Genomic DNA, 26,642 nt, shown 5'->3' on the forward strand with positions numbered 1-26,642 from the left:
ACCTTCCCCCAAAGGGGGAAGGAGCAAGACAAGGACAAAGGACACGGAGACAAGTACGTGATCGACTATCAAAGCCTGCGCTTCGACTACAAGCGCCACGCCGACCAGGACGCGGCGGCACCGGCGCGACACCCCGTCGTGATCGTCGGCGCCGGCCCGGTGGGCCTCACGCTGGCCATCGACCTCGCACTGCGGCAGGTGCCCGTGGTGCTGCTCGACAACGACAACACCCTGTCCAGCGGCTCGCGCGCGATCTGCTTCGCCAAGCGCACGCTCGAGGTGTTCGACCGCCTCGGCTGCGGCGACCGCATGGTCGACAAGGGCGTGTCGTGGAACGTGGGCAAGGTGTTCTTCCATGACGAGCAGGTCTACAGCTTCGACCTGCTGCCCGAGCCCGGCCACGAGCGACCGGCCTTCATCAACCTCCAGCAGTACTACGTCGAGGGCTACCTCGTAGAGCGCGTGGCCGCGCTGCCGCTCATCGACCTGCGCTGGAACCACAAGGTGACCGGCATCGAGCAAGGCGGCGACGGCACGGTGCTGACCGTGGAAACGCCCGAGGGCGAGTACCGGCTGCATGCCGGCTACGTCGCCGCCTGCGACGGCTCGCGCTCCCCCACGCGCCAGATGCTGGGCCTGGAAGCAAAAGGCCGGATCTTCCGCGACCGCTTCCTGATCGCCGACATCACGATGGACGCGCACCTGCCCACCGAGCGCCGCTTCTGGTTCGACCCCTCGTTCCATCCCGGCCAGAGCGTGCTGCTGCACAAGCAGGCCGACGGCATGTGGCGCGTCGACTTCCAGCTCGGCTGGGACGCCGACCCGGCGGAAGAGCGCAAGCCGGAGAACATCACGCCGCGGGTGCGCGCGCTGCTCGACAGCATCGGCTTCGAAGGCGTGCAGTTCCAGATCGGCTGGGCCAGCGTCTACACCTTCGCCTGCCAGCGCATGGAGCGCTTCCGCCACGGCCGCGTGCTGTTCGCGGGCGACTCGGCGCACGGCGTGTCGCCGTTCGGCGCGCGCGGCGCCAATTCGGGCGTGCAGGACGCGGACAACCTCGCCTGGAAGCTCGCGGCCGTGGTGCAAGGCCAGGCGCCCGATGCGTTGCTCGACAGCTACGCCAGCGAACGCGAGTTCGCGGCCGACGAGAACATCCGCAACTCCACGCGCGCCACCGACTTCATCACGCCCAAGAGCGACGTGAGCCGCCTCTTCCGCGACGCGGTGCTGGAGCTGACCCGCCGCCATGCCTTCGCGCGCACGCTGGTCAACAGCGGGCGCCTGTCGGTGGCCACGGTGCTGCGCGATTCGCCGCTCAACACGCCCGACGCCGACGCCTTCGCCGGCACGATGGTGCCCGGCGCGGCGGCTGCCGACGCACCCGTGGCGCGCGCCGGCGGCAGCAGCGGCTGGCTGCTGCGCGAATGCCATGCCGAGCGCTTCACCGCGCTGGTGTTCGGCCAGGGCGAAGCCGCCGAGCGCAGCCTGCAGGCGCTGAAGGAATGCGACCTGCCGCTGCAGGTGGTGCGCGTGGAAGACGCCACGCCCGACGGCGAACTCGCCACGCGGCGCTACGACGCGCGGCCCGGCACCGTCTACCTGCTGCGGCCCGACCAGCACGTGTGCGCGCGCTGGCGCAGCCCCACGCCCACCCTCATCCGCGCGGCCGTCGACCGCGCACTGGCCAAGGCATGAAAGCCATGCAAGCACCACAGCAACTGATCACCACGCCCAACCTCGAGGCGCCCGACGATTTCTACGAGGCGCTCATCGAAGCGCACCAGGGGCTTTCCAACGAAGAGAGCCACGCCTTCAACGCCCGCCTGGTGCTCGTGCTGGCCAACCACATCGGCTCGCTGGCCGTGCTGCGCGAAGCCTTCGACGCGGCGCGCGCCGGCTGAGCCCCGGCCTTCGCATTCCAACCTCATCGCGATTTTTCGAAAGAGAAAACCCATGACCCAAGCAACCCCGCCCTCCGAACGGCGCTACCAGAGCGGCTTCGGCAACGAATACGCCTCCGAGGCGGTGCCCGGCGCCCTGCCCCAGGGCCGCAACAACCCGCAGCGCGGCCCCTTCGACCTCTACACCGAGCTGATCTCCGGCACCGCCTTCACCGCGCCGCGCCACGAGAACCGCCGCACCTGGCTGTACCGCCGCCAGCCCTCGGTGGTGTCGGGCCGCTACCAGCCGTATGCGCAGCCGCACTGGACCACCGGCGCCGACCGCGAGATCGCGCTGCCGCCCGAGCCGCTGCGCTGGCATCCGCAGCCGCTGGATGGCGCGGACGGCGTCGACTTCATCGACGGCATGCACACCATCGCGGCCAACGGCGACGCCGAGTCGCAGGTCGGCATCGGCTCGCTGATGTACCTGGCCGGCCGCTCGATGGAGCGCCGCGCCTTCGTCAACGCCGACGGCGAAATGCTGCTGGTGCCCCAGCAGGGCCGCCTGGTCGTCACCACGGAGCTGGGCGTGCTCGACGTGAAGCCCGGCGAGATCGCGGTGCTGCCGCGCGGCATGGCCTTCAAGGTGGCGCTGCCGGACGGGCTCTCGCGCGGCTACGTGTGCGAGAACTACGGTGCGCACTTCCGCTTGCCGGAGCTCGGCCCCATCGGCTCGAACGGCCTGGCCAACGCGCGCGACTTCCAGGCGCCGGTGGCGGCCTTCGAAACGGAGGAAGGCGGCTACGAGATCGTCAAGAAATTCGGCGGCCGCTTCTGGCAGGCGCCGATGAAGCAGTCGCCCTTCAACGTGGTCGCCTGGCACGGCAACCTGTCGCCGGTGAAGTACGACACGGCGCACTTCATGGTGATCGGCTCGATCAGCTTCGACCATCCCGATCCGTCGATCTTCACCGTGCTGACATCGCCCAGCGACACGCCCGGCACCGCCAACTGCGACTTCGTGATCTTCCCGCCGCGCTGGATGGTGATGGAGAACACCTTCCGCCCGCCGTGGTTCCACCGCAACCTCATGAGCGAGTTCATGGGCCTGGTGCTGGGCGAGTACGACGCCAAGCCGGGCGGCTTCAAGCCCGGCGGCGCGAGCCTGCACAACTGCATGGTGCCGCACGGGCCGGACGAGGAAGCCTTCGACAAGGCCACGAATGCCGACCTCAAGCCGCACAAGCTCGACAACACGCTGGCCTTCATGTTCGAGAGCCGCTACCGCTTCATTCCCACCAACTTCGCGCTGAAAAGCAGCGCACTCGACACCGACTACGCCGACTGCTGGGCCGGCCTGAAAGATCAATTCAAAGCATGAAGACTGTTTTCACCCTCACCCGCCGCGCGGCGGCCGTCGCACTGCTGGCCGTGCCCTTCCTTGCGCACGCGGCCGACTATCCGTCGAAGCCGATCAGGTTCGTCGTGCCCTACACGCCCGGCGGCACCACCGACCTGGTGGCGCGCACCGTGGGACAGAAGGTGTCGGAGAAGCTTGGCCAGCCGGTGCTGATCGACAACCGCGGCGGCGCGGGCGGCAACATCGGCATGGACGCCGTGGCCAAGGCCGCGCCCGACGGCTACACCATCGGCTTCGGCGCCATCTCGACCAATGCGCTGAACCCGCACATCTACAAGTCGATGGCCTTCGACCCGCGCAAGGACTTCACCGCCATCAGCCTGCTGGGCACCTCGACCATCGTGCTGGAAGTGCCGGCGGCCTCGCCCATCAAGACCGTGCCCGACCTGATCGCCGCCGCCAGGAAGAACCCGGGCATGCCCTACGCCACCGCGGGCGCCGGCACCTCGATGAACCTGGCCGGCGTGATGTTCGCGCAGATGACCGGCACCGAACTCGTGCACGTGGCCTACAAGGGCAGCGGTCCGGCCATCACCGACATGCTGGGCAACAACATCGGCGTGATGTTCGACAACCTGCCGGCCTCGCTGCCGCACATCCAGGCCGGCAAGCTGCGCGCGCTGGCGGTGGCGGGCCCGGTGCGCTCGCCCTCGCTGCCCGACGTGCCGACCATGGCCGAAGCGGGCCTGAAGGGCTATGCGCTGGAGCCGTGGTTCGGCGTGTACGGCCCGGCCAACCTGCCGGCGCCGGTCGTCAAGGCGCTGAACGAAGCTTTTGTCGAAGCGCTCGCCATGCCCGACGTGAAGGCCAAGCTGGCACAGGCCGGCTTCTCGCCGCGCGGCTCGACGCCGCAGGAGCTCGCGAAGCTGAGCGATACCGAATACAAGCGCCTGGGCGAAGTCGCCAAGAAGGCCGGCATGTCGGCAGATTAAGGCTCGCCCCCAGGCTTGCCCACTTCGTGTGGCTGCCAACCCCCTACCGGGGGCAACACCTGCGGCCCGGCAAAGCCGGTTCCGCGGTGTTTCCCGAACGAACCCCAGGCTGCATAGAACATTTGCTTGAAAGACACACATGACCGCACTGAACGCCACCCATGACCCGAAGCTGCGCAGCTGGGTCGCCTCGGCCAACGAGGCCGGCAACGACTTCCCGATCCAGAACCTGCCCTTCGGCCGCTTCCGCGCCGCCGGCAGCAGCGAGGCCTTCCGCATCGGCGTGGCCATCGGCGACCAGGTGCTGGACCTGCGCGCCACCGGCCTCGTCGACACCGACGACATGAACGTGCTGATGAACGCCAGCGTGAAGGACCGCCAGGCCCTGCGCGCCGCCATCTCGGCCGGCCTGGCCGAAGGCAGCGACAAGCAGGCCGCATGGTCGAAGGCGCTGCTGGCGCAGGCCAAGGCCGAGATGACGGTGCCATGCCGCATCGGCGACTACACCGACTTCTACACCGGCATCCACCACGCGACCACCATCGGCAAGCTGTTCCGCCCCGACCAGCCGCTGATGCCCAACTACAAGTGGGTGCCCATCGGCTATCACGGCCGCGCCTCGTCGATCGGCATCAGCGGCCAGAGCTTCAAGCGCCCGCAGGGCCAGACCAAGGCACCGGACGCCGAGACGCCCAGCTTCGGCCCTTGCAAGCGGCTGGACTACGAACTGGAGCTGGGCTTCCTGGTCGGCCAGGGCAATGCGCAGGGCGAGCCGATCGCCATCGGCGAGGCGGAAGACCACCTGTTCGGCGTGACGCTGCTCAACGACTGGTCGGCGCGCGACATCCAGGCCTGGGAATACCAGCCGCTCGGCCCCTTCCTGTCGAAGAACTTCGCGAGCACGCTGTCGCCGTGGATCGTGACGGCCGAGGCGCTGGCGCCTTTCCGCGCCAAGTTCGAGCGGCCCGCCGGCGATCCGCAGCCGCTGCCCTACCTCGACTCGCCCGCCAACCGCGAAAGCGGCGCGCTCGACATCACGCTCGAAGTGCTGCTGCAGACCGCGAAGATGCGCGCGGCCGGCGAGGCGCCCGTGCGCCTCACGCGCAGCAACACCACCCAAGCCGCCTACTGGACCGCCGCGCAGCTCATCGCGCACCACACGGTGAACGGCTGCAACCTGCAGCCGGGCGACCTGCTGGGTTCGGGCACGCTGTCGGGCCCCGGCCCCGGCGAGGCGGGCTCGCTGATCGAGCTGACGCTGGGCGGCAAGCAGCCGATCACGCTGGCGAACGGCGAGAAGCGCACCTTCCTGGAAGACGGCGACACGCTGGTGATCCGCGGCTACTGCGAACGCGCCGGCGCCGTACGCATCGGCCTGGGCGAAGTCAGCGGCACGGTGGTCTGATTGCTCAGGGCGCGGTGGCGGGCGTCGTCGTTGCCGCGGCCGGCCATGCCACTTCGCTCGCCACGCGCGGCTTGCCGATCGGCGCGGTCGCCTTGCCGATCTTGATGGCCGCCAGGTCGGCCTCGCTCGGGTACTGGTTGGCGAGCCAGTAGTCGAACACCCGCCGCGCGATGGGCGCCGCGGCGCCCGCGCCCCAGCCCGCGTTCTCGACGATCACGGCAATGGCGATCTTCGGGTCGTTCACCGGCGCGAAGCCCATGAACAGCGCGTGGTCCCGCTGGTGCTCTTCGAGCGCGCGGGCGTTGTACTTGGTGTTCTGGGCCTGCGTCACGGCCTGCGCCGTACCGGTCTTGCCCGCCGCCTGGTAGGCCGCGCCCGCGAACACACCGCGCGCCGTGCCGCTGGTGACCACGCTGGTCAGGCCCTCGCGGATCACCGAGATGGCCGACGCCGTGTAGCCGAGGTTTTCCGCCGGCGGCTGCGGCATCGGCACCACCTGCCCGCTCACCGTGTTGCGCGTGGCCAGCACGAGGTGCGGCTTGTGCTTGAGGCCGCCGTCCGCCACGATGGCCGTGGCCTGCGCCAGCTGCAGCATCGTGAAGTTGTTGTAGCCCTGCCCGATGCCCAGCGAGATGGTCTCGCCCGCATACCACTTCTTGGCCTCGGGGCGCTTGTAGGCGTTGCGCTTCCACTCGGTGCTCGGCAGCACGCCGCGCACTTCGCCGCCCAGGTCGATGCCGGTGATCTGGCCGAAGCCCAGCGGCTTCATGGAGTCGTGGATCAGGTCCACGCCCATCTCGTTGGCCAGCGAGTAGAAATAGATGTTGCTCGACAGCTGGATCGCGCGGCGCATGTCGACGCCGCCCAGGTTGCCTTCGGGGCTGCCAAAGCGGTGGCCGCCGAAGTTGAAATAGCCGGGGTCGTTCACCACCACGCTGGGACCGCGCTTGCCGGTCTGCAGCGCCGCCAGTGCCATGAAGGGCTTGTAGGTGGAGCCGGGCGGGTAGGTGCCGCGCAGCGCGCGGTTCAGCAGCGGCTTGTCGATGGATTCGGTGAGCGCCGCCCAGCTCTCGTTGTCGATGCCTTCGACGAACAGGTTGGGGTCGAAGGTGGGCTTGCTCACGAAGGCCAGCACCTCGCCGGTCTTGGGGTCGATGGCCACCACCGCGCCGCGGCGGTCGCCGTACATGTCCTCGATCAGCTTCTGCAGCTTGATGTCGAGCGACAGCATCACGGTGTTGCCCGGCGTGGCCGGATGGCTGGCCAGGCGGCGCACGGCGCGCCCGCCGGCGGAGGTTTCCATCTGCTCGACGCCGGTCTGGCCGTGCAGCGTCTTTTCGTAGCTCTGCTCGATGCCGAGCTTGCCGATGTAGTCGGTGCCCTTGTAGTTGGCCTGCTCTTCCTCGTCCCAGTCTTCCATCGCGGTCTTCTCGCGCTGGTTGATGCGGCCGATGTAGCCGAGCACGTGCGAGGCCAGCTCGCCCTGCGGGTAGTTGCGGAACAGCCGCGCCTTGATTTCCACGCCCGGGAAGCGGTAGCGCTGGGCCGCGAAGCGCGCCACCTCTTCATCGCTCAGGCGGGTGCGGATGGGGATGGAATCGAAGCTGCGCGAGTCTTCGCGCAGGCGCTTGAAGCGGCGGCGGTCGCGTGGCGACACTTCGAGCACCTGGGTCAGGCTGTCGATGGTTTCCTCGACGTCGTTGACCTTGGAAGGCGTGATCTCCAGCGTGTAGGCCGAATAGTTGGAGGCCAGCACGATGCCGTTGCGGTCGAGGATCAGGCCCCGGTTCGGCACCACCGGCACCACCGCCGTGCGGTTGCTCTCGGCCTGCTCGGCCAGGTCTTCGTGGCGCGTGACCTGCAGGTACACCAGCCGCGCGCACAGCAGCCCGAAGGCGAACAGCACCGCCAGCCCGATGACGATCACCCGGCGCTTGAAGCGCGCGAGGTCGGCGGCGACGTTGCGGATTTCGGTCATGGCGGTGGGAGCTTAGGCGCGCGCAGGTGCGATGGCAAATGGGAGCCGAATGCCGCACGAAAGCAGGACGGATTGACTGGGGAACACCGCGGAACGGGCTTTGCCCGGCCGCCGGTGTTGCCCCCGGCGAGGGGGTTGGCGAAGCGACACGAAGTGCGCGGAGCCTGGGGGCGAACTCATAGCGGGCGGTTCTCGTCGGGTTCCGGGGTGCGGCGCTGCGGGGCAAGTAACAGTGCGGTGGCCAGGGGCCAGAGCGCGGCCTCGATGGCCGGTGAGATCAGCACCGTCCAGCCCGGGAACACGCCGCCGCCGATCATCCGCGTGACGACCTCGATCAGCTGCGACAACGCAAAGAGCGGCAGCACCTGCAGCGCCTGCGACAGCACCGGATACCAGAGCAGGCGCCGGTGGATGGTGATCGCGAAGAAGCCCAGCGTGGTGTAGGACAGCGCATGCTGGCCGAGCATGGACGACTGGTGCACGTCCATGCACAGGCCGAAGACGAAGGCCGCGCCGATGCCCACGCGGGCGGGCTGGTGCACGCCCCAGAACACGATCACCAGCGCCAGCAGGTCAGGCATCCAGACGGCGCGGCCGATCGGCACCATGTTGACGAGCAGCGCCACCACGAGGCTGGTCCACATGAAGAAGGGGCTGACGGGCAGCAGGAGCTGCTGCTGGCCGGGACGCTTGATCATCGACGTTCTCCCGGCTTCTTTTCGTTCTTGCCCGCGCCGGGCTTGCCTTCCGGCCGCTTGCGCTGGGCGGTGGCGGGCGGCGCGGGCGGCGGCGCGGTGGGCGCGCCGGTCGGCTCGAGCACCAGCACGTAGCGCGCGGCCGTCACATGGGCCAGCGGCACACAGTAGATGCGGGCGAAGGCCGAATCGGCGCGGCGCTCGATGCGTTCGATCTTCGCGACCGGCAGGCCGGTCGGGTAGATGCCGTCGACGCCGCTGGTGGAGAGCAAATCGCCCTCCTGCAGGTCGGCATTGGCGGCCATGAAACGCAGCTCCAGGCCGCCGCCGTGGGCCGACGCATCGCCGAAAGCCACGCTGCGCACGCCGGTGCGGGTGTTCTGCACGGGAATGGCCAGGTCGCGGTCGATGACCAGCGTGACCTCGCTCGTGAAGGGCAGCACCTGCGTGACCTGGCCCAGCACGCCGCGCGCGTCGATCACCGGCGAGCCGGCCACCACGCCCTGGGTCATGCCCTGGTCGATCACGATCTTGCGGGTGTAGGGGTCGGCCGCGTCGTACAGCACCTCGGCCGCGCGGCCCGGCGTGGTCGTGGCCTGGCGCAACTCGAGGAGTTCGCGCAGGCGGGCGTTGTCCTGGGCCAGCGTGTCGGCCTGCGCGGCGCGCTCGGCCTGCATCATGAGCGCCTTGCGGGCGTCGGCCTCGTTGCGCTGGGCGGTCTGCAGGTCTTCGAGGTAGCGGCCGCCGCCCAGCAGGGCCTGCACCGGCTTCAGCGCCACCCATTGCACCGGGTACAGCACAGCGCCGATGCCCGCGCGGATGGGCTGCACGATGTGGAAGCGCGCGTCGGCCACCATGAGGAACAGGGCCAGCGCGCCGAAGAAGATCAGCTTGCTGAGTGCCGACTGCCCCTGGTTGAACAGGGGTGGCGCTGTGCGATCGAGCGTGCCCAGGGGCATGAATTCGGCCTAGTTTTCACCGCGCCATGCGCGAGTTACGGCACAAGAAATTAACACATCACGATGCCAGAAATACCGCGGAACCGGCTTCGCCGGGCCGCCGGTATTGCCCCCTGCAAGGGGGTTGGCGCAGCGACACGAAGTGCGCGAAGCCTGGGGGTGTGCCTCGATTATTCGCTCGTGAAAATGCTGCCCAGGCGGTCCATGCGCTCCAGCGCGATGCCGCAGCCGCGCACCACGCAGGTCAGCGGATCTTCGGCCACCAGCACCGGCAGGCCGGTTTCCTCGGCCAGCAGGCGGTCGAGGTCGCGCAGCAGCGCGCCGCCGCCGGTCAGCATCATGCCGCGCTCGGCGATGTCGGCGCCCAGTTCGGGCGGCGTCTGTTCGAGCGCGTTCTTCACGGCCGAGACGATGTTGTTGAGCGGATCGGTCAGGGCTTCCAGCACTTCGTTGCTGCTGATGGTGAAGCTGCGCGGCACGCCTTCGGAAAGGTTGCGGCCCTTGACTTCCATTTCCTTGACTTCGGAGCCCGGGAAGGCCGAGCCGATGTTCTTCTTGATGACTTCGGCCGTCGGCTCGCCGATCAGCATGCCGTAGTTGCGGCGGATGTAGTTGATGATGGCTTCGTCGAAGCGGTCGCCGCCCACGCGCACGGAGCCCTTGTAGACCATGCCGCCCAGCGAAATGACGCCCACTTCGGTGGTGCCGCCGCCGATGTCCACCACCATCGAGCCCGAGGCTTCGCTGACGGGGAGGCCGGCGCCGATGGCCGCGGCCATGGGCTCCTCGATGAGGTAGACGGAGGTGGCGCCTGCCGCCTCTGCCGCGTCCTTGATGGCGCGGCGCTCGACCTGGGTGGAGCCGCAGGGCACGCAGATGATGATGCGCGGGCTCGGCGTGAGCAGCGTGCGCGGGTGCACCATCTTGATGAACTGCTTGATCATCTGCTCGGTGATCACGAAGTCGGCAATGACGCCGTCCTTCATCGGGCGGATCGCCTCGATGTTGCCGGGCACCTTGCCCAGCATGGCCTTGGCTTCGCGGCCGACGGCCTGGATCACCTTCTTGCCGTGGGGGCCGCCTTCATGGCGGATCGCCACGACGGACGGTTCGTCCAGCACGATGCCCTTGTTGCGGGCGAATATCAGGGTGTTGGCGGTGCCGAGGTCGATCGCAAGGTCGGTGGAAAAGTACCGACGGAAAGCTCCAAACATGTGCGGAATCCTCTGAGCACGGCCTGCGCATCGGCAGGTCGTCGCTCTATTTTTTGGGTCGTTTGACGGGGTGAATTGATCGTTTTTGGCGCAAAAGCCGGCGCGTTCGCGGGGGTTGCGGCAAAGGCGGGATAATAACCGAATCCCCTCTGATTCCCGTATTAGCACCGGCTTCGCGGTGCGATTCCCCCTGCTTTTTTTAGCGTTCCGACCCTATGGCACTTTCCGCTTCCGATATTGCGCGCATCGCCTCGCTGGCGAGGCTGCAGCTTGCTCCCGACGAAAGCGAGCGCATGCTCAGCCAGCTCAACGGCTTTTTCGACGTCGTCGAACGCATGCGTTCGGTGGACACCTCCGGCGTCGAGCCTCTGGCCCACCCCGTGGCGGCCATCGAAGACATCACGCTGCGTCTTCGTGACGACGTGGCGAGCGAGCCCAACAATCGCGAAGCCAACCAGAAGAGCGCCCCGGCCGTCGAGGCCGGCCTGTTCCTCGTGCCCAAGGTGATCGAATGATGAGCAGCAACCCCGAACTGCACCAGATGGGCGTGGTCGCGCTGGCCCGGGCGCTGGCCGACCGCAAGGTTTCGGCCGTCGAGGCATCCCAGGCATTCCTCGGCCGCATGAAGGCCCATGAATCGCTCGGCACCTTCGTCGACGTCAACGAAGAAGTCACGCTGGCCCAGGCCCGCGCCGCCGACGCGCTCATCGCCGCCGGCAATGCCCCGGCGCTGGCCGGCGTGCCCATTGCGCACAAGGACATCTTCGTCACCACCGATTTCGCCACCACCGCCGGCTCGAAGATGCTCGCGGGCTACCGCTCGCCCTTCGACGCGACCGTGGTCAAGCGCCTGGCCGAGGCCGGCGCGGTCACGCTCGGCAAGCTGAGCTGCGACGAATTCGCGATGGGCTCGGCCAACGAGAACATCGCCGTGCCCGCCGTGGGCCACGACAAGGCCGTGCCCGTGCAGAACCCCTGGAACCGCGAGCGCATTCCGGGCGGCTCCTCGGGCGCCAGCGCGGCTGCCGTGGCGGCGCGCCTGGCCCCCGCGGCCACCGGCACCGACACCGGCGGCTCGATCCGCCAGCCGGCGTCGTTCTGCGGCGTGACCGGCATCAAGCCCACCTACGGCCGCGCCTCGCGCTACGGCATGGTGGCCTTTGCGTCGAGCCTCGACCAGGCCGGCCCGATGGCCCGCTCGGCCGAAGACTGCGCGCTGCTGCTGTCGGCCTTCTGCGGCCCCGACCTCGACCGCGATTCCACCTCGCTCGACAAGCCCGCCGAGAACTTCGCCCGCTCGCTGAACGACTCGCTCGAAGGCCTGCGCATCGGCGTGCCCAAGGAGTTCTTCGGCGAAGGTGTGGCGCCCGGCGTGCGCGCGGCCATCGACGCGGCGCTCGCGCAGTACGAGAAGCTCGGCGCCAGGCGCGTCGAGGTGACGCTGCCGCGCACCGAGCTGTCGATCCCCGTGTACTACATCATTGCCGCGGCCGAGGCCTCGAGCAACCTGAGCCGCTTCGACGGCGTGAAGTTCGGCCATCGCGCCAAGGACTTCATCGACCCCGCGAGCAAGAAGAGCGCGCTCACGCAGATGTACGAGCGCACGCGCGCCGAAGGCTTCGGCGACGAAGTGAAGCGCCGCATCATGATCGGCACCTACGTGCTGTCGCACGGCTACTACGACGCCTACTACCTGCAGGCGCAGAAGGTGCGCCGCATGATCGCCGACGACTTCCAGCAGGCCTTCAAGCAGTGCGACGTGATCGCCGGCCCCGCCGCGCCCACCACCGCATGGAAGCTCGGCGAACACGGCGGAGACCCCGTGGCCGACTACCTCGCCGACATCTTCACGCTGCCCGCATCGCTGGCCGGCCTGCCCGGCATGAGCGTGCCCGCGGGCTTCGACGGCGGCATGCCCGTGGGCCTGCAGCTGATCGGCAACTACTTCGGCGAAGCGAAGCTGCTGAATGCAGCGCACCGCTTCCAGCAGGCCACCGACTGGCATTCGCGCACGCCGGAGGGCTTCTGAAATGAGCGAGACAGTGAACACCTTCGAAGCACAACAACAGGGCCGCCCGACCGGCCCGCTGGTGCGCGGCTATGAAGTCATCATCGGCTTCGAGACCCATGCGCAGCTTTCCACCGCGAGCAAGATCTTCAGCCGCGCCTCCACCGCCTTCGGCGCAGAGCCCAACACGCAGGCCTGCGCGGTCGACCTCGCGCTGCCCGGCACGCTGCCCGTGATGAACAAGGGCGCGGTCGAACGCGCCATCAAGCTCGGCCTGGCGCTGGGCTCGCACATCGCGCCGCGCAGCGTGTTCGCGCGCAAGAACTACTTCTACCCCGACCTGCCCAAGGGCTACCAGATCAGCCAGTTCGAGATTCCCGTGGTGCAGGGCGGCGCGGTGTCGTTCTTCGTGGGCGAGGAGCAGAAGACCGTGCGCCTGGTGCGCGCCCACCTCGAGGAAGACGCGGGCAAGTCGCTGCATGAAGACTTCGTCGGCCAGAGCGGCATCGACCTGAACCGCGCCGGCACGCCGCTGCTGGAGATCGTGACCGAGCCCGACATGCGCTCCACCGCCGAGGCCGTGGCCTATGCGAAGGAACTGCACAAGATCGTCACCTGGATCGGCATCTGCGACGGCAACATGCAGGAAGGCAGCTTCCGCTGCGACGCCAACGTGTCGGTGCGCCGGCCCGGCGACAAGCTCGGCACGCGCCGCGAGATCAAGAACCTGAACAGCTTCAAGTTCATGCAGCAGGCGATCGACTACGAGATCCGCTGGCAGATCGAGGAGATCGAGGACGGCCGCGCGATCGAGCAGGCCACCGTGCTGTTCGACCCCGACACCGGCGAGACGCGCGCCATGCGCGCCAAGGAAGACTCGGCCGACTACCGCTACTTCCCCGACCCCGACCTGCCGCCGCTGGTGATTGCCGCCGACTGGATCGAGCGCGTGAAGGCCACCATGCCCGAACTGCCGCGCGCGATGGCCGAGCGCTATGTGCGCGACCACGGCCTGTCGGAATACGACGCCGCCCAGCTCACGCAGAGCGCCGCGCTCGCCGGCTACTTCGACGAAGCCGTGAACGCGGGCGCCACGCCCAAGCTCGCGAGCAACTGGATCACCGGCGAAATGGCGCGCCGCCTGAACGCCGCCGAAATCGGCATCGAGGCCGCGCCGGTGAAGGCGCGGCAACTGGCCCAGTTGGTCAAGCGCATCGCCGACGGCACGCTGCCCAACAACGCCGCGCGCCAGGTGTTCGACGCGCTGTGGACCGGCGAGGGCAGCGATGTCGACGCCATCATCGAGGCGAAAGACCTGAAGCCGATGAACGACACAGGCGCGCTCGACAAGATCCTCGACGAGGTGATCGCGAAGAACGCCAAGAACGTCGAGGAATACCGCGGCGGCAAGGAGAAGGCGCTCAACGCCCTCGTGGGCCAGGTCATGAAGGCCAGCGGCGGCAAGGCGAACCCTGCGCAGGTCACCGAACTGCTGAAGGCCAAGCTGGCCTGATCGAATGAAGCCGGGGCCTTGCGCAAGGCCCCGGTTGCTTCAGCGGTTGGTGCCGCCGTTCTGGGGCGACCAGAGCAGCTTGAGGCGCGCGCGCTCTTCGTCGAAGCGCGCGTTCACCCGCTTCTTCTCTTCTTCCTGCTCGCCGATGAAGCGGTTCTGCACCGCCACGCTCTGCGTGTTGTCATCGAGCCTGCGCCGCACCGAGCCGGGCGCCTTGCCCGGGTCATGCTTGTAGAACTCCATCTCCTCGTCGATCTTGCGGCGGTCCTCGGCCAGCTCGGCGATGCGCTTGCGCGCCGCCTGCGTCACCGCGTCGATCTGCGCCAGCGCCTCGGCGCGTTCGCGGTCGTGCGTGGCGGCATTCGGATAGCGCACCAGCAAGGCCCGCTCGCGCCGGCGCTCGTCAGTGAGGCGGGCGGCCTGGATGGCGGCTTCGCGGGCGCGGTCCTCGCGCTCCTGCAGCTCGCGCGCCGTGTACGTCGGCTCGACCTTGCGGCGGACGGAGCCGCTCGGGTTCAGCTCGCGCTGCTCGCGGTCGCTGCATTCGGCAATGGGCCGGTCGGCGGTCAGCGTGCGGCCGCGGGCGTCGGTACAGGTGAAGATGCCGGGAGAGGCGCCTTCCGGTTTCTGCGATTGCGCATGCAACGCCCCGCAGAAACCCGAGGCCGCCATGATCGATGCCGCCGCCAGCAGGCGAATCGGCTTGCCGTTGTCGCGTGCGTCGTGCATCGGCTGTACGCCTCAGCTCGCGCCGTAGCGCGTGCGGTAGGCCAGCACGCGTTCGCGATGCGTGCCCAGGTCGGCGGCCGCGTTGCCCGACAGATAGCTCAGCAGGTCGTCCAGCGTGGCGATGGCGATCACCGCCAGGCCGAGCTGGTTGCGCACGTACTGCACGGCGCTGTGGTCCACGTCGACGCCGTTCTCCGTGGCTTTCTCCTGGCGGTCGAGCGCGATGGCCACGGCATGCGGCGTGGCGCCGGCGGCCTGGATGGCGGCGATGGATTCGCGCACTGCCGTGCCGGCCGACATCACGTCGTCGACGATCAGCACGCGGCCCTTGAGCGGCGCGCCGACCAGGTTGCCGCCTTCGCCGTGCGCCTTGGCTTCCTTGCGGTTGTAGGCAAAGGGGTAGTTGCGGCCCCGGCGGGCCAGCTCGGCGGCCACCGTGGCGCCCAGCGGAATGCCCTTGTAGGCGGGGCCGAAGATCATGTCGAATTCGAGCCCGCTCTCGATCAGTCGGTCTGCATAGAATCCCGCGAGACGGGCGATCTTGCCGCCGTCGTCGAAGAGTCCCGAATTGAAGAAGTAAGGACTCATTCGGCCGGCTTTGGTCTTGAATTCGCCAAAACGCAGCACGCCGGCATCCAACGCGAACTGGACGAAGTCCTGTGCGACCGCGCTGCTTTTCTGACTATCTACAGCCATCGGAATTTCCTTGTGTTCAAACTGACCAGTCTCAATCTCAATGGCCTGCGTTCGGCCGCTACCAAAGGCGTGGCCGACTGGGTGGCCGAACTTGCGCCGGATTGTATTTGCATGCAGGAGATCCGCGTCCAGGCCAGCGACGTGGAAGGCCGCTTCGAGGAGATGGCGGGTCTGAAGGGCCACTTCCACTTCGCCGAGAAAAAGGGGTACGCCGGCACTGCCATCTACACCAAGCACGCTCCGAGCCAGGTCGTGGTGGGCTGGGGCGACGCCGAGTTCGACGCCGAGGGCCGCTACCTGGAACTGCGCTTCGACACGCCCGGCCGCAAGTTCTCGGTCATCAGCTGCTACTTCCCGAGCGGCAGCTCGGGCGAGGAACGGCAGGAGGCCAAGTTCCGCTTCCTCAAGGGCTTCTTCCCGCACCTGGTGGCGCTCAAGAAGGAGCGCGAGTTCGTCCTGTGCGGCGACATCAACATCGCCCACCAGCAGATCGACCTGAAGAACTGGCGCGGCAACCAGAAGAACAGCGGCTTCCTGCCCGAGGAGCGCGCCTGGATGACGCGCCTGCTCGACACCGGCACCGAAGGCGCGGGCCTGGTCGACGTGTACCGCAAGCTCAAGCCCGACACCACCGACGAGGCCTACACCTGGTGGAGCAACCGCGGCCAGGCCTACGCGAACAACGTGGGATGGCGGCTGGACTACCACCTGGCCACCCCGGCCATCGGCGCGCTGGCACGCACCGAGCAGATCTACAAGACCGTGAAGTTCTCGGACCACGCGCCGATCACGGTGGAATACGACTTCACGCTGTAAGCCGGCCCATACCGCTCAGCGCGACAACTCGGGCAGCGCCTTCACCAGCGTGGCGACGAAGGCCTGCATGGCTTCGGTCTCGTGCGCGCCGCGCTTGGTGATGCGGTAGAAGTCGAGCCCCACCTTCGGCTTGGCCAGCACGTCGGTGCGCACCCGGTGGCGGCGGCAGGCCGCGAGCGCGAAGGTCGGCATCACGGCGGTGCCGAAGCCGGCCTCGACCATCGAGATCAGCGTGCCGAAGAAGTTGAACGCGGGTCGCTGCGCGTCGGCGCGGCCGATGGTGGCCAGGTGCTGGTCGATCACCTTCTGGATCGGGTTGCCGGGCGGCAGGCCGACCAGTTCCGCGCCGCGCAAGGACGACCACGGCGCGGTGCCGACGCCCGGTGGCACATCGGCATCGTCATCGTCGTCGAGACGGCTCACCCGCATCAGCTGGAAGCGGCCGACGGGCGTGCGCTCCAGCCCGGGCGCGGCCTTGAAGAAGAAGCCCAGGCCCATGTCGGCATCGCCGGCCGCGACCATCGCCTCCACGTCGCGCAGGTCGGCGTCGAACAGCCGCAGGCTGACTTGCGGATGCGCCGCGCGGAAGGTGGAGAACACCTGGGGCAGCAGGTGCGACGACACCAGCGGCGTGGCCGCGATGCGCAGCGTGCGGCGCGCCGCGTCGCCCGCCGCGCCCAGCTCGGCGGCCACGTCGTCGAGGTCGGTCATGAGCCGCTCGACCACCGGCAGCAGCCGCCGTCCTTCGGGCGTGAGGCTCACCACGCGCGTGGTGCGCTCGAACAGCCGGCAGCCGAGCTGCTTTTCCATCTCGCGGATCAGGATGCTGAGGCCGGCCTGGGTGATGTGCGCCTGCTCGGCCGCGCGGGTGAAGTTGCCGATGCGCGCCACGTGCAGGAACGCGCGCATCTGGCGGGTCGATAGGTTCATAAGAATTCATGATAAATCCATATCACATCTAAATTTCCCAAATGGTTCGACTGCGTTCCTAATGCGCGCCGAGGCACAACGCACCAACACCAACGACCATGAGCAACGAAGTCATCATCCTGGGCGCCGGCATCGGCGGCCTGACCCTGGCGCTGAGCCTGCACCAGGCCGGCATCCCCTGCCGCGTGTACGAGGCCGTGCCCGAGCTGAAGCCGCTGGGCGTGGGCATCAACCTGCTGCCGCACGCGGTGCGCGAACTCAGCGAACTCGGCCTGCTGAGCGCGCTCGACAGGGTCGGCGTGCGCACGCAGGAGGCGGTGTTCTTCACCGAGCACGGCCAGCTGGTCTTTCGCGAGCCGGCGGGACAGCACGCGGGCTACGACTGGCCCCAGTTCTCGATCCACCGCGGCGACCTGCAGACCGTGCTGCATGAAGAGACGCTCAGACGCCTGGGCCCCGGCAGCGTGGTGTGCGGCCACCGCTGCACCGGCGTGACGCAGGACGCCGAGGGCGTCACCGTGCACTTCGCCGACGCGCCGGCGGTGCGCGGCGCGGTCGCGGTCGGCTGCGACGGCATTCACTCGGCATTGCGCAAGCAGCTCTATCCGAACGAAGGCGCGCCGCGCTATTCGGGCATCAACATGTGGCGCGGCACCGCGCGCTGGAAGCCCTTTCTCTCGGGCGGCAGCATGGTGCGCGCGGGCTGGCTCGCGGTCGGCAAGATGGTGATCTACCCGATCCGCAACGACATCGACGCCGAAGGCCACCAGCTCGTGAACTGGGTCGCCGAGATCCACGCGCCGCAGCCCGCCATGCGCGACTGGAGCCGCGCCGGCCGGCTCGAAGACTTCCTGCCCGCGTTTGCCGACTGGCACTTCGACTGGCTCGACGTGCCTGCGCTCATCCTCGCCTCCGACACCATCCTCGAATATCCGATGGTCGACCAGGACCCGCTGCCGCGCTGGACCCACGGCCGGCTCACGCTGCTGGGCGACGCCGCGCACCCGATGGTGCCGCGCGGCTCCAACGGCGCCGGGCAGGCGATCATCGACGCGCGCTTCCTGGCAGGCGCGCTCAAGGACGAGGGCGTGGGCACGGCCGCGCTGGAAGACTACGACCGCGTGCGCGTCAAGGCCACCACCAAGGTGGTGCTGACCAACCGCAGCAACCCGCCCGACGCGATCCTGCGCGAAGTGTTCGAACGCTCGGGCGGCAAGCGCTTCGAGAAGATCGAGGACGTCGTGCCCGTGGCCGAGCTGCAGGCCATCTCGGACAACTACAAGCGCGTGGCCGGCTACGACCCCGTCACCCTGAAGGCGCGCGCTTCCTACCTTTGAGCATCACTGAAAAAAACACGGAGACACCACCATGCGTTCGCTTCTCAAGAAGACCCTTGCCACCCTGCTCCTGGCCGCCGGCGCCACCGCCGCCTGCGCCTGGCCCGACCAGCCGATCACGCTGGTGGTGCCCTACACGCCCGGCACCGGCATCGACCTGGTGGCACGCCAGCTCTCGGCCCGCCTGCCCGCGAAGCTGGGCCAGCCGGTGGTCGTCGAGAACGTGGCCGGCGCCAGCGGCAACATCGGCAGCGAGCGCGTGGCGCGCGCCAAGCCCGACGGCTACACGCTGATGGTGCAGGTCAACACGCTGGTCATGAACCGCAGCCTCTACCGCTCGCTGAGCTACGACCCGGTGGCCGACTTCGCGCCGGTGTCGCTCACCTCGTGGGGCACGCTGCTGCTGGTGACGAACCCGAACGTGCAGAAGGCGACGACCGTGTCGCAGATGGTGAGCGCGGCCAAGGCGGCGCCCGGCAAGCTGACGTACGCCACGCCGGGCGTGGGCACGCCGCACCACCTGTCGATGGCGCTGTTCATGCAGGGCACGGGCACCGAGATGCTGCACGTGCCGTACAAGGGCACGGCCGGCGCGGTGACCGACCTGCTGGGCGGGCGCATCGACTACATGTTCCTGCCGGTGCACGTGGCGCTGCAGCACATCCAGGTCGGCAAGCTCAAGGCCATCGCCACCGGCAGCGGCAAGCGCCTGCCGCAGCTGCCCGACGTGCCGACGCTGGCCGAGGCCGGCGTGACGGCCGACAACGTGGACATGTGGTACGGCGTGCTCGCGCCCAAGGGCACGCCGCCTGACGTGGTCGCGCGGCTCAACAAGGAGATCGCGGCGGTGCTCAGGCAGCCCGAGGTGGCGACGTCCTTCGAGTCGCAGGGCATGGTGCCCGCAAGCTCGACGCCGGCGGAGTTCGGCGCGTTGATCAGGAAAGACGCGGACCGATGGGCCGCGGTGGTGAAGCGCGGCAACATCACTGCCGACTGAGGCCGCAGCAGCAGGCTCAGCGCGGCGCCGAGGCCTTCCCCGCGTGCCGCGCCAGGTGCACCTGGTGCAGCGTGATCTTGCGCACTTCGGCCTGGCTGGTCTCGATGTGCGCGCGCAGCAGCATCGCGGCCTGGTCGCCGCGGTTCGCGCGCACGGCCTTCAATATCTTCGCGTGCTCGTCGTAGGTGGCGTCGATGCGCGGCTGCTTGGTGAAGTCGAGCCGGCGGATGATGCGGATGCGGTCGGTCACGTCGCCATGCACGCGGGCCATCTCGGCATTGCCGGCCGCGGCCACGAGCGAGCAATGGAAGGCCTCGTCCCACTGCGCCACCTGCGCCATGTCGGCGCTGCGCTGCGCCGCCGGCACGAGCCAGATGCCGGCCAGCGTTTCCAGCAGGCCGCGGTCGATGTGGCGGTCGGTCTCGCACAGCCGGTGCACGGCGGTCGTCTCCAGCACCATGCGCAGGTCGTAGAGCTGCTCGAACTGGTCGAAGTCGAAGGGCAGCACGCGCCAGCCGCTGCGGAACAGCACTTCGACGAATCCCTCCTGCTGCAGCCGGAACAGCGCTTGGCGGATCGGCGTGCGCGACACGCCCAGGCGTTCGCTGATCTCGTTCTCGGTGAAGCGGTCGCCGGGCACGAGGATGAAGTCGGCCACGTCGCGCTTGAGCTGCGCGTAGACCTCGTCGGCGCGCGTGCGGAAAACGGTGGGGTCGGCGGGAGCGGCGGGGCTGGGTCGAACGGTAGACACGGAGGGGATGTTAGTCGCAGGAAGGCGCGTCACGACGGGCTGTGCAGCACCGCGAGCAAGGCGGCGCTCGGCGCGGTCCAGCCGACGATGCCGCCCTGGGCGCGCACCATGTCGAGCGTGGCCGCCTTGAACGCCGGGAAATAGCTTTCGGTGCAATCTTCCAGCAGCAGGCTGTCGTAGCCGCGGTCGTTGGCTTCGCGCATGCTGGTCTGCACGCAGACCTCGGTCGTGACGCCGCCGAACAGCAGGTGGGTGATGCCGCGCTGCTGCAGCAGTTCATGCAGGCCGGTGGCGTAGAACGCGCCCTTGCCGGGCTTGTCGATGACGATCTCGCCGTCGATGGGGGCGAGTGCTTCGATGATCTGGTTGCCGGGCTCGCCGGCCACGAGGATGCGGCCCATGGGGCCCTGGTCGCCGATGCGCAGCGTGGGGTTGCCGCGGTTGCGCTTGGCGGGCGGGCAGTCGGACAACTCGGCGTCGTGGGCCTCGCGGGTATGCACCACGAGGCCGCCGGCGCCCCTCCACGCTTCAAGGGCGGCTTTTGTCGCCGGCACGATGGCTTCGAGCAGCGACACGTCGTTGCCCAGCGTTTCGCCGAAGCCGCCGGGCTCGATGAAGTCGCGCTGCATGTCGATTAACACCAGCGCGGTGCAGGCCACTTCGAACTCGTAGGGGAAAGGGTTTGCCTGTTCTATGCGCATGTGCTTGCTCGCTGTTTCTTCATGCCGCTGCCTTCAAGGGCTCGTGATGCCCGCCGCCCATGTGCGCCCCGATCACGTGCCGCTCGGCTCCGGCAGCCGGCGTCTCGAACACGATCTGGCCTTCGCTCATCACGACGATGCGGTCCGCCAGTTCGAGCAGTTCGTCGAGGTCTTCGCTGATCAGCAGCACCGCTCCGCCCTTCTCGCGCACCTGCACGATGCGCGAGTGGATTTCGGCGACGGCTGCGAAGTCGAGGCCGAACACGGGGTTCGCGGCGATCAGCACGTTGATGTCGCCGGCCAGCTCCCGCGCCAGCACCGCGCGCTGCACGTTGCCGCCCGAAAGGCTGCGGATCGGCGCGCCCTCGCCCTGGGTCTTCACGCCGTACTCGGCGATCCATTCGCGAGCCCGGCTGCGCCAGTACGGAAAGCTCAGCACGCCGCCGCGCGACAAAGGCGGTTGGTCGAAATCCCGCAGCGCCATGTTCTCGGCAACGCTGAGGTCACCGACGCACGCGTTGCGCAGCGGCTCTTCCGGGAGGCTGCGGACCTTGAGCTTGCGGTTCTCGGCGCGGTGCGCACCGTAGGGCTGCCCCATCACCGTGACTTTGCCCGCAAGGCGCGGACGCTGGCCGACGAGGGCCTCCACAAGTTCGCGCTGCCCGTTGCCGGAGACACCGGCCACGCCAAGGATTTCTCCCGCGCGCACGGACAGGCTCAGGTCGTGCAGCGCCAGCGTGCCGCGGTCACCCTGCGCCCTGAGTCCTTCGACCTTCAATGCAACCGGCGCATTGGCGGGTACTGGCTTCCTCGCGATCGGCGTCGATGCCGTTGCCTGCTCGCCACCCATCATGGCCTGCGCCAGCTGCGCCGGGCTGGTGTCGGCCACGCGGCAGTGATGCACCGCCTTGCCCCGCCGCAGCACGGTGACGCTGTCGGCATACGCCATCACCTCGCGGAACTTGTGCGTGATGATGAGCACCGTGCACAGCCCGCTGCGCGCGAACTCGCGTACGTGGCCCAGCACCTCGTCGGCCTCCTGCGGCGTGAGCACCGAGGTCGGCTCGTCGAGGATCAGCAGGCGCGGCTTCAGGTACAGCTGCTTGAGCAGTTCGAGCTTCTGCTTCTCGCCGGCCGCAAGCTCGGACGGACGCACATCGAGGTCGAGGCTGAACGGCGTGGTCGCAAGAAACTCCTTCAGCTCCGCGCGCTTCGTCTTCCAGTCGATCAGCGCCGGCGTCTTGCCACCCGCGAGCAGCAGGTTTTCCGCCACCGTCATGCCCGGCGCCAGCGTGAAGTGCTGGTACACCATGCCGATGCCCAGCGCGCGCGCCACGATGGGGTTGGCGATGTCCTGCTCGCGTCCGTCGATCAGGATGCTGCCCTCCTCCGCGCGCTGGAAGCCGGCCACGCACTTCACCAGGGTGCTCTTTCCCGCGCCGTTCTCGCCGAGCAGCGCGTGCACGGTACCGGGCTCGACGCGCATGGTCACGCGGTCCATGGCGGTGAAGGCGCCGAAGCGTTTGGTGAGCTCGTAGGTGTCCAGCGCGAGCGCGCCTTTGCCTGGGGGGAGGCCGCCGATTGCGTTAGGTGATGTGGCGCTCATGTGTTTTTTCCTTCGCGTCTTTGCATGTTCGGGGTGCGTGCACAGGCCACCGGGTACTCCCCTCCGCGAATGTCCCCCGCCCTTCGGGCTCCTCCTTTGTTTCGCTGCGGGGAGCACCCGGCACCCTGTGCACATCGAGCGCGGCTCTCGTGCTGGCCGATCAACGACGGCTCTGAATGCTCACGCTGGCGGGGTGCCTTGCGCAGCGAAATAAAGGAGGAGGGGCGAAGCCCCGGGGGACATTCGCGGAGCAAGGCACCCCGTCGGCGTGAGCAGCGCCCTGAACAAAGGCAACTCATACAACCGCCAGCAAAGCCTGCGAAGTCGCATGCGCCCCGAACACGCCACCCTGCATCGTGATCATCTTCAGCGCCGCAAGATGATTTCCGTAGTCCGTCGCGGCCGTGCAGTCCGACAACAGCAGGCACTCGAACCCTCGGTCGTTGGCGTCACGCATCGTCGTGTGCACGCACACGTCGGTGGTGATGCCCGCGAGGATGATGTTCTCGATGCCGCGCGTACGCAGGATCAGTTCGAGGTCCGTCGCATAGAACGACCCCTTGCCCGGCTTGTCGATCACCACCTCGCCCGGCAGCGGCGCCAGCTCGGGAATGATCTCCCAGCCCGGCTCGCCGCGCACCAGGATGCGCCCGCACGGCCCGTCGTCGCCGATGCCCACGCCGTTCGCGCCGATCTGCCGCGAACGCCAGCGCTTGTTGGCCGGCAGGTCGCCGAGGTCGGGCCGGTGGCCTTCGCGCGTGTGGATGATGTGATAGCCCAGCGGCCGCAGCGCCGCCAGCGTGCGCGCGATCGGCTCGATCGGCGCCTGCACCAGCGACAGGTCGTAGCCCATCACGTCGACATACCCGCCCTTGCCGCAGAAGTCGGTCTGCATGTCGATGACGATGAGCGCGGTGTTGTCGGGCCGCAGCGCGCCGTTGTAGGGCCATGCATAAGGCTCGGCGGCAACGTGGCGTTCGGTGGTGTTGGCGATGGTGGCGGTCATGGTCGTCATCCTGCGTAGTTGCGCTGCGGCGGCGCGAAGCCGCAACTCGTGCCGTCGGTCACCTTCACCTCGGCGCTCCACGGCAGCCTGTAGGTGCCGGCGGCCATGTCGTGCATGTAGGTGTAGGGGCAGTCCTGCGCACCGCCCTTCACCGCCACGTACCCGCGGTGATAGAGCTGGTAGATGTTGTTCTCCACGCCCCAGCCGGTGCGGGCCTCGCGCACGAGGTCGGGGCGCAGTTCGGCGGTGATGATCTCGTCCACGCGGCCGCCGCCCTCTACCAGCACCGCGCCGTCGAAGTTGCAGAACATGCCCTCGCCCATCGAGTCGAAGCTGCCGTCGCTGCCGCACAGGCACACGCTCGCGGTGTAGGCGAGGTTGCAGAAAGCGTTGGCCTGGTTGGTGATCTTCCACGCATGGCGGATGGGCGCGGTGTAGCCGGCCGTGCGCAGGATGATGTCCGCGCCCTTGTACGCGGCCTCGCGCGCCATCTCGGGGAACATGCCGTCGTGGCAGATGATGAGCGACAGCTTGCTGCCGTTGGGTCCGTCGCACACCGGAATGCCCAGGTTGCCGGGCTCCCAGGGTTCGACCGGCACCCACGGGTGCAGCTTGCGGTAGTAGAGCCTGATCTCGCCGTGGTCGTCGATGATGAGCCCGCTGTTGTACGGGTTGCCGCCGGGGTTGGCCTCCATGATGGAGAAGCAGCCCCAGATGCGGTGTTCGACGCAGGCCTGTTTGAAGGCCGCCACCTCGGGGCCGTCGAGCGTGCACATGATCTCGGGGTTGGTGTCCATCGAGAGCCCGTGCAGCGCGTACTCCGGGAACACCACGAGGTCCATGGTCGACTGGTTGCGGCGGGCCTTGCCCACCATCTCGCAGATGCGCTGCGTCTGTGCGGCGAGTTCGGCCGGCGTCTTCACGCTCGGCAGTTGCAGCTGCACCAGACCGACGACGACGCCGTGCGCCGATTTGTTGAGGCCTCCGAGACCGCTCATGAAATTCAGCTCCTTGCGGAAGAGAGTTCGCCGGGGCTGCCGACGGCCGCGCTGCCCGGCTTGCAGGTGAACACCAGGATCACCAGCGTGAGCACATAGGGCACGGTGTTGAAGAGGTGGTAGCCCCAGCCGATGCCGATGGATTGAAGCGCCGGCCCGATGGCGCCCGCGCCGCCGAAGAGCAGCGCCGCGCCTACGCAGCGCAGCGGGCTCCAGCGCGCGAAGATCACGAGCGCCACCGCGATCAGGCCCTGCCCGCTGGAGATGCCTTCGTTCCAGCTGCCCGGATAGAAAAGCGTGAGCGACGCGCCGCCGAGCCCCGCGATGAAGCCGCCCGCCGTGGTGGCCGCGATGCGCAGGCCCGAGACCGAGTAGCCGAGCGCGCGCGTGGCCTGTGCCGAATCGCCCGCCATGCGCACCAGCAGGCCGGCGCGCGTGCGCGCGAAGCCCCACCACAGCAGCACCGCGAGCGCCACGCCGATGGGCACCAGCGCATTGAGCTGCAGCGCCGAGCGCACCACCGTGTTGTCGCTCCAGAAGCCCAGCGGAATCGCGGGAATCTGCGGTGCCTGCGGCTGGATGAGCGGCTTGCCCAGATAGAACGCGAGCCCGGTGCCGAGCAGCATCAGCGCGATGCCGGTGGCCACGTCGTTCACGCGGTCGAGCGAGCACAGCAGGCCATGCAGCAATGCGAGCGCCGCGCCGGCCATCGCGCCGACCAGCACGCCGAGCCAGGCCGAATCGGTGAGGTACGCACCGCCGAAGGCCGCCATGGCCGACAGCACCAGCACGCCTTCGAGCCCGAGGTTGATGCGGCCGGATTTCTCGGTGAGGCACTCGCCCAGGCTCACGAACAGGAACGGGGCACCCACGCGCAGCGCGCCGCCGACGATGCCGGCCACCAGCGCGATCCATTGGTCGGCAGTCATTCGATGTGGCTCCTGTCGTAGTGCTTGGCCTCGGGCAGCATGCGGTCGCCGAACTTCTTCCAGTTGACCGTGCGCAGTCCCTCGCTCGCGAGGATCAGCACGAAGGCGATGCCCTGCAGCACCAGCACCGATGCATCGGGCAGGCCGAGGCGCCGCTGCAGCAGGCTGCCCGCAGCGCCGAAGCCGCCGAACAGGATCGCCACCGGCACGATGGCCACCGGGTTGTGCCGCGCGATGAACGACACCAGGATGCCAGCGTAGCCATAACCGGCGATCAGCGAGGCGTTGGCGTTGGTGTGCACCGCCGCCACCTCGACCGCGCCCGCGAGCCCCGCGCAAGCGCCGCCGAGGCCGCAAGCCGAAAGAATGAGCCGCGTGGCCGGCAGCCCCACCAGTTGCGCGGTACGCGGGTTGCCGCCCACCACGCGCACCGAGAAGCCCGAGGCCGTGGCGCGCAGCCACCAGCCGAGCCCCACGCAGGCCACGACGCCGATCACCAGGCCCCAGTGCACGTCGGAACCGCCGATGCCGCCTATCAGCAGCCCGTCGTTCAATGCATGGGTCGAAGGCTTGTTCAGGCTCGCCGGGTCGCGCAGCGGCCCCTCGACCAGGTGCTTGAAGATGCCGATGGCGATGTAGGCCAGCAGCAGGCTGCTGATGGTTTCGTTGATGCCGCGAAACTGCCGCAGCCAGCCCGCGAGAACGATCCACACCGCACCGGCGACGGCGCCCGCAATGCACACGATCACCGTGCCGGCGGCATTGGCGGGCAGCGGCACCGCATGCGCCAGCGCCGCGCAGGCCAGCCCGCCCAGCACCAGCGCGCCTTCGCCGCCGATGATGATGAGCCCCGCGCGCGCGGGCAGCGCCACGCACAGCGCGGTGAGCATCAGCGGGGCGGCGCGCTGCAGCGTGTTCTGCCACGAGAACCAGTCGCCGAACGCGCCCTTGAACAGCGTGGCCCAGACCTCCACCGGGTCGACGCCCGCGAAGGCCACCAGCAGGCCGAACACCAGCAGCGCCGCCGCGATGGCGAACACCGGCAGGGAAAACTCCTTGAGGACACTGCGCATGATGAAGTCTGCTTTCAGGTCGGGGCCGTCGCGCAACCGGCTTCGCCGGGCCGCTGACGGCGCCCC

25 protein-coding genes are annotated in these 26,642 nt (G+C 68.5%); 11 read left to right on the plus strand and 14 right to left on the minus strand.

Features of this window, described 5'->3' with window-relative positions; genetic code table 11:
- Positions 1–57 precede the first annotated feature (57 nt).
- The 5 genes from QRN67_RS09655 (at position 58) to fahA (ending at position 5,640) form a co-directional block, all read left to right on the plus strand.
- Positions 58–1,695 (plus strand): FAD-dependent oxidoreductase, encoded by a 1,638-nt coding sequence (locus QRN67_RS09655; protein WP_285411598.1) that lies wholly within the window; start codon positions 58–60, stop codon positions 1,693–1,695.
- 5 nt (positions 1,696–1,700) lie between these two features.
- A complete protein-coding gene (locus QRN67_RS09660) occupies positions 1,701–1,901 on the plus strand; it encodes a DUF2783 domain-containing protein (protein WP_081267002.1) in 201 nt (66 codons plus the stop codon).
- Between the two features lie 52 nt (positions 1,902–1,953).
- Complete coding sequence (gene hmgA, locus QRN67_RS09665) at positions 1,954–3,264, plus strand: homogentisate 1,2-dioxygenase (protein WP_081266981.1); 1,311 nt, start codon at positions 1,954–1,956, stop codon at positions 3,262–3,264.
- Positions 3,261–4,235, plus strand: a complete 975-nt coding sequence (locus QRN67_RS09670; RefSeq protein WP_285411599.1) for a Bug family tripartite tricarboxylate transporter substrate binding protein — start codon at positions 3,261–3,263, stop codon at positions 4,233–4,235. The genes hmgA and QRN67_RS09670 overlap by 4 nt, the downstream gene beginning before the upstream one ends.
- 139 nt (positions 4,236–4,374) lie before the next feature.
- Entirely contained in the window at positions 4,375–5,640 is a 1,266-nt protein-coding gene (fahA, locus tag QRN67_RS09675; protein ID WP_106936064.1) for a fumarylacetoacetase, read from the plus strand.
- A gap of 4 nt (positions 5,641–5,644) precedes the next feature.
- Here fahA and mrdA read toward each other — a convergent pair whose 3' ends face one another.
- The 4 genes from mrdA to QRN67_RS09695 all read right to left on the minus strand — a co-directional run bounded on the left by mrdA (position 5,645) and on the right by QRN67_RS09695 (position 10,486).
- A complete protein-coding gene (gene mrdA, locus QRN67_RS09680; protein ID WP_081266984.1) occupies positions 5,645–7,618 on the minus strand; it encodes a penicillin-binding protein 2 in 1,974 nt (657 codons plus the stop codon).
- 176 nt (positions 7,619–7,794) lie between these two features.
- Complete coding sequence (mreD, locus tag QRN67_RS09685) at positions 7,795–8,316, minus strand: rod shape-determining protein MreD (RefSeq protein WP_081266985.1); 522 nt, start codon at positions 8,314–8,316, stop codon at positions 7,795–7,797.
- Positions 8,313–9,272 (minus strand): rod shape-determining protein MreC, encoded by a 960-nt coding sequence (mreC, locus tag QRN67_RS09690; RefSeq protein WP_081266986.1) that lies wholly within the window; start codon positions 9,270–9,272, stop codon positions 8,313–8,315. Before mreC ends, mreD begins: the two co-directional genes overlap by 4 nt.
- 170 nt (positions 9,273–9,442) lie before the next feature.
- Positions 9,443–10,486 carry a rod shape-determining protein gene (locus tag QRN67_RS09695; protein ID WP_007833435.1) on the minus strand — a complete coding sequence of 348 codons (1,044 nt, stop codon included), beginning with the start codon at positions 10,484–10,486 and terminating at the stop codon, positions 9,443–9,445.
- A gap of 215 nt (positions 10,487–10,701) precedes the next feature.
- On the opposite strand from QRN67_RS09695, the gene gatC reads away from it, so the two are divergent.
- Genes gatC through gatB form a run of 3 tightly spaced genes read left to right on the plus strand, consistent with a single transcriptional unit; the run spans position 10,702 to position 14,007 of the window.
- Complete coding sequence (gene gatC, locus QRN67_RS09700) at positions 10,702–11,001, plus strand: Asp-tRNA(Asn)/Glu-tRNA(Gln) amidotransferase subunit GatC (protein ID WP_081266987.1); 300 nt, start codon at positions 10,702–10,704, stop codon at positions 10,999–11,001.
- A complete protein-coding gene (gatA, locus tag QRN67_RS09705; RefSeq protein ID WP_285411600.1) occupies positions 11,001–12,515 on the plus strand; it encodes an Asp-tRNA(Asn)/Glu-tRNA(Gln) amidotransferase subunit GatA in 1,515 nt (504 codons plus the stop codon). Before gatC ends, gatA begins: the two co-directional genes overlap by 1 nt.
- 1 nt (position 12,516) lies before the next feature.
- Complete coding sequence (gene gatB / locus QRN67_RS09710) at positions 12,517–14,007, plus strand: Asp-tRNA(Asn)/Glu-tRNA(Gln) amidotransferase subunit GatB (protein WP_285411601.1); 1,491 nt, start codon at positions 12,517–12,519, stop codon at positions 14,005–14,007.
- Between the two features lie 39 nt (positions 14,008–14,046).
- On the opposite strand, the gene QRN67_RS09715 is transcribed toward gatB, so the two are convergent.
- Together QRN67_RS09715 and pyrE are read right to left on the minus strand one after the other, a co-directional pair.
- Positions 14,047–14,736, minus strand: coding sequence for a DUF4124 domain-containing protein (locus QRN67_RS09715; protein WP_155742443.1), 690 nt, complete (start codon positions 14,734–14,736; stop codon positions 14,047–14,049).
- 12 nt (positions 14,737–14,748) lie between these two features.
- Positions 14,749–15,432: an orotate phosphoribosyltransferase gene (gene pyrE, locus QRN67_RS09720; RefSeq protein ID WP_285411602.1), complete on the minus strand. Its 684-nt coding sequence runs from the start codon at positions 15,430–15,432 to the stop codon at positions 14,749–14,751.
- Positions 15,433–15,444: 12 nt separating this feature from the next.
- Here pyrE and QRN67_RS09725 point away from each other — a divergent pair, with 12 nt between their 5' ends.
- Positions 15,445–16,248 carry an exodeoxyribonuclease III gene (locus QRN67_RS09725; protein ID WP_081266991.1) on the plus strand — a complete coding sequence of 268 codons (804 nt, stop codon included), beginning with the start codon at positions 15,445–15,447 and terminating at the stop codon, positions 16,246–16,248.
- A 15-nt stretch (positions 16,249–16,263) separates the two neighbouring features.
- Here QRN67_RS09725 and QRN67_RS09730 read toward each other — a convergent pair whose 3' ends face one another.
- Positions 16,264–17,178: a LysR family transcriptional regulator gene (locus QRN67_RS09730; RefSeq protein ID WP_285411603.1), complete on the minus strand. Its 915-nt coding sequence runs from the start codon at positions 17,176–17,178 to the stop codon at positions 16,264–16,266.
- Between the two features lie 98 nt (positions 17,179–17,276).
- On the opposite strand from QRN67_RS09730, the gene QRN67_RS09735 reads away from it, so the two are divergent.
- Both QRN67_RS09735 and QRN67_RS09740 read left to right on the plus strand, forming a co-directional pair.
- Positions 17,277–18,515 carry a flavin-dependent oxidoreductase gene (locus QRN67_RS09735; protein WP_285411604.1) on the plus strand — a complete coding sequence of 413 codons (1,239 nt, stop codon included), beginning with the start codon at positions 17,277–17,279 and terminating at the stop codon, positions 18,513–18,515.
- A 31-nt stretch (positions 18,516–18,546) separates the two neighbouring features.
- A complete protein-coding gene (locus QRN67_RS09740) occupies positions 18,547–19,512 on the plus strand; it encodes a tripartite tricarboxylate transporter substrate binding protein (protein ID WP_285411605.1) in 966 nt (321 codons plus the stop codon).
- Between the two features lie 16 nt (positions 19,513–19,528).
- Here QRN67_RS09740 and QRN67_RS09745 read toward each other — a convergent pair whose 3' ends face one another.
- From QRN67_RS09745 to QRN67_RS09775, 7 genes are all read right to left on the minus strand, one after another.
- Positions 19,529–20,263: a GntR family transcriptional regulator gene (locus QRN67_RS09745; protein WP_199851863.1), complete on the minus strand. Its 735-nt coding sequence runs from the start codon at positions 20,261–20,263 to the stop codon at positions 19,529–19,531.
- Positions 20,264–20,292: 29 nt separating this feature from the next.
- Positions 20,293–20,964, minus strand: a complete 672-nt coding sequence (locus tag QRN67_RS09750) for a cysteine hydrolase family protein (protein ID WP_285411606.1) — start codon at positions 20,962–20,964, stop codon at positions 20,293–20,295.
- A gap of 19 nt (positions 20,965–20,983) precedes the next feature.
- Positions 20,984–22,570: an ABC transporter ATP-binding protein gene (locus QRN67_RS09755; RefSeq protein WP_285411607.1), complete on the minus strand. Its 1,587-nt coding sequence runs from the start codon at positions 22,568–22,570 to the stop codon at positions 20,984–20,986.
- 295 nt (positions 22,571–22,865) lie between these two features.
- Complete coding sequence (gene biuH, locus QRN67_RS09760; RefSeq protein WP_081268422.1) at positions 22,866–23,576, minus strand: biuret amidohydrolase; 711 nt, start codon at positions 23,574–23,576, stop codon at positions 22,866–22,868.
- Between the two features lie 5 nt (positions 23,577–23,581).
- On the minus strand, positions 23,582–24,574 hold the full coding sequence (locus tag QRN67_RS09765; RefSeq protein WP_285411608.1) for a formamidase: 993 nt from the start codon (positions 24,572–24,574) through the stop codon (positions 23,582–23,584).
- 5 nt (positions 24,575–24,579) lie between these two features.
- On the minus strand, positions 24,580–25,503 hold the full coding sequence (locus QRN67_RS09770) for an ABC transporter permease (protein WP_285411609.1): 924 nt from the start codon (positions 25,501–25,503) through the stop codon (positions 24,580–24,582).
- A complete protein-coding gene (locus QRN67_RS09775) occupies positions 25,500–26,576 on the minus strand; it encodes an ABC transporter permease (RefSeq protein ID WP_285411610.1) in 1,077 nt (358 codons plus the stop codon). The genes QRN67_RS09770 and QRN67_RS09775 overlap by 4 nt, the downstream gene beginning before the upstream one ends.
- Positions 26,577–26,642: the final 66 nt, after the last annotated feature.

This window comes from Variovorax sp. efr-133-TYG-130, assembly GCF_030208835.1.
In the GTDB taxonomy this organism is placed as follows: Bacteria; Pseudomonadota; Gammaproteobacteria; order Burkholderiales; family Burkholderiaceae_C; genus Variovorax.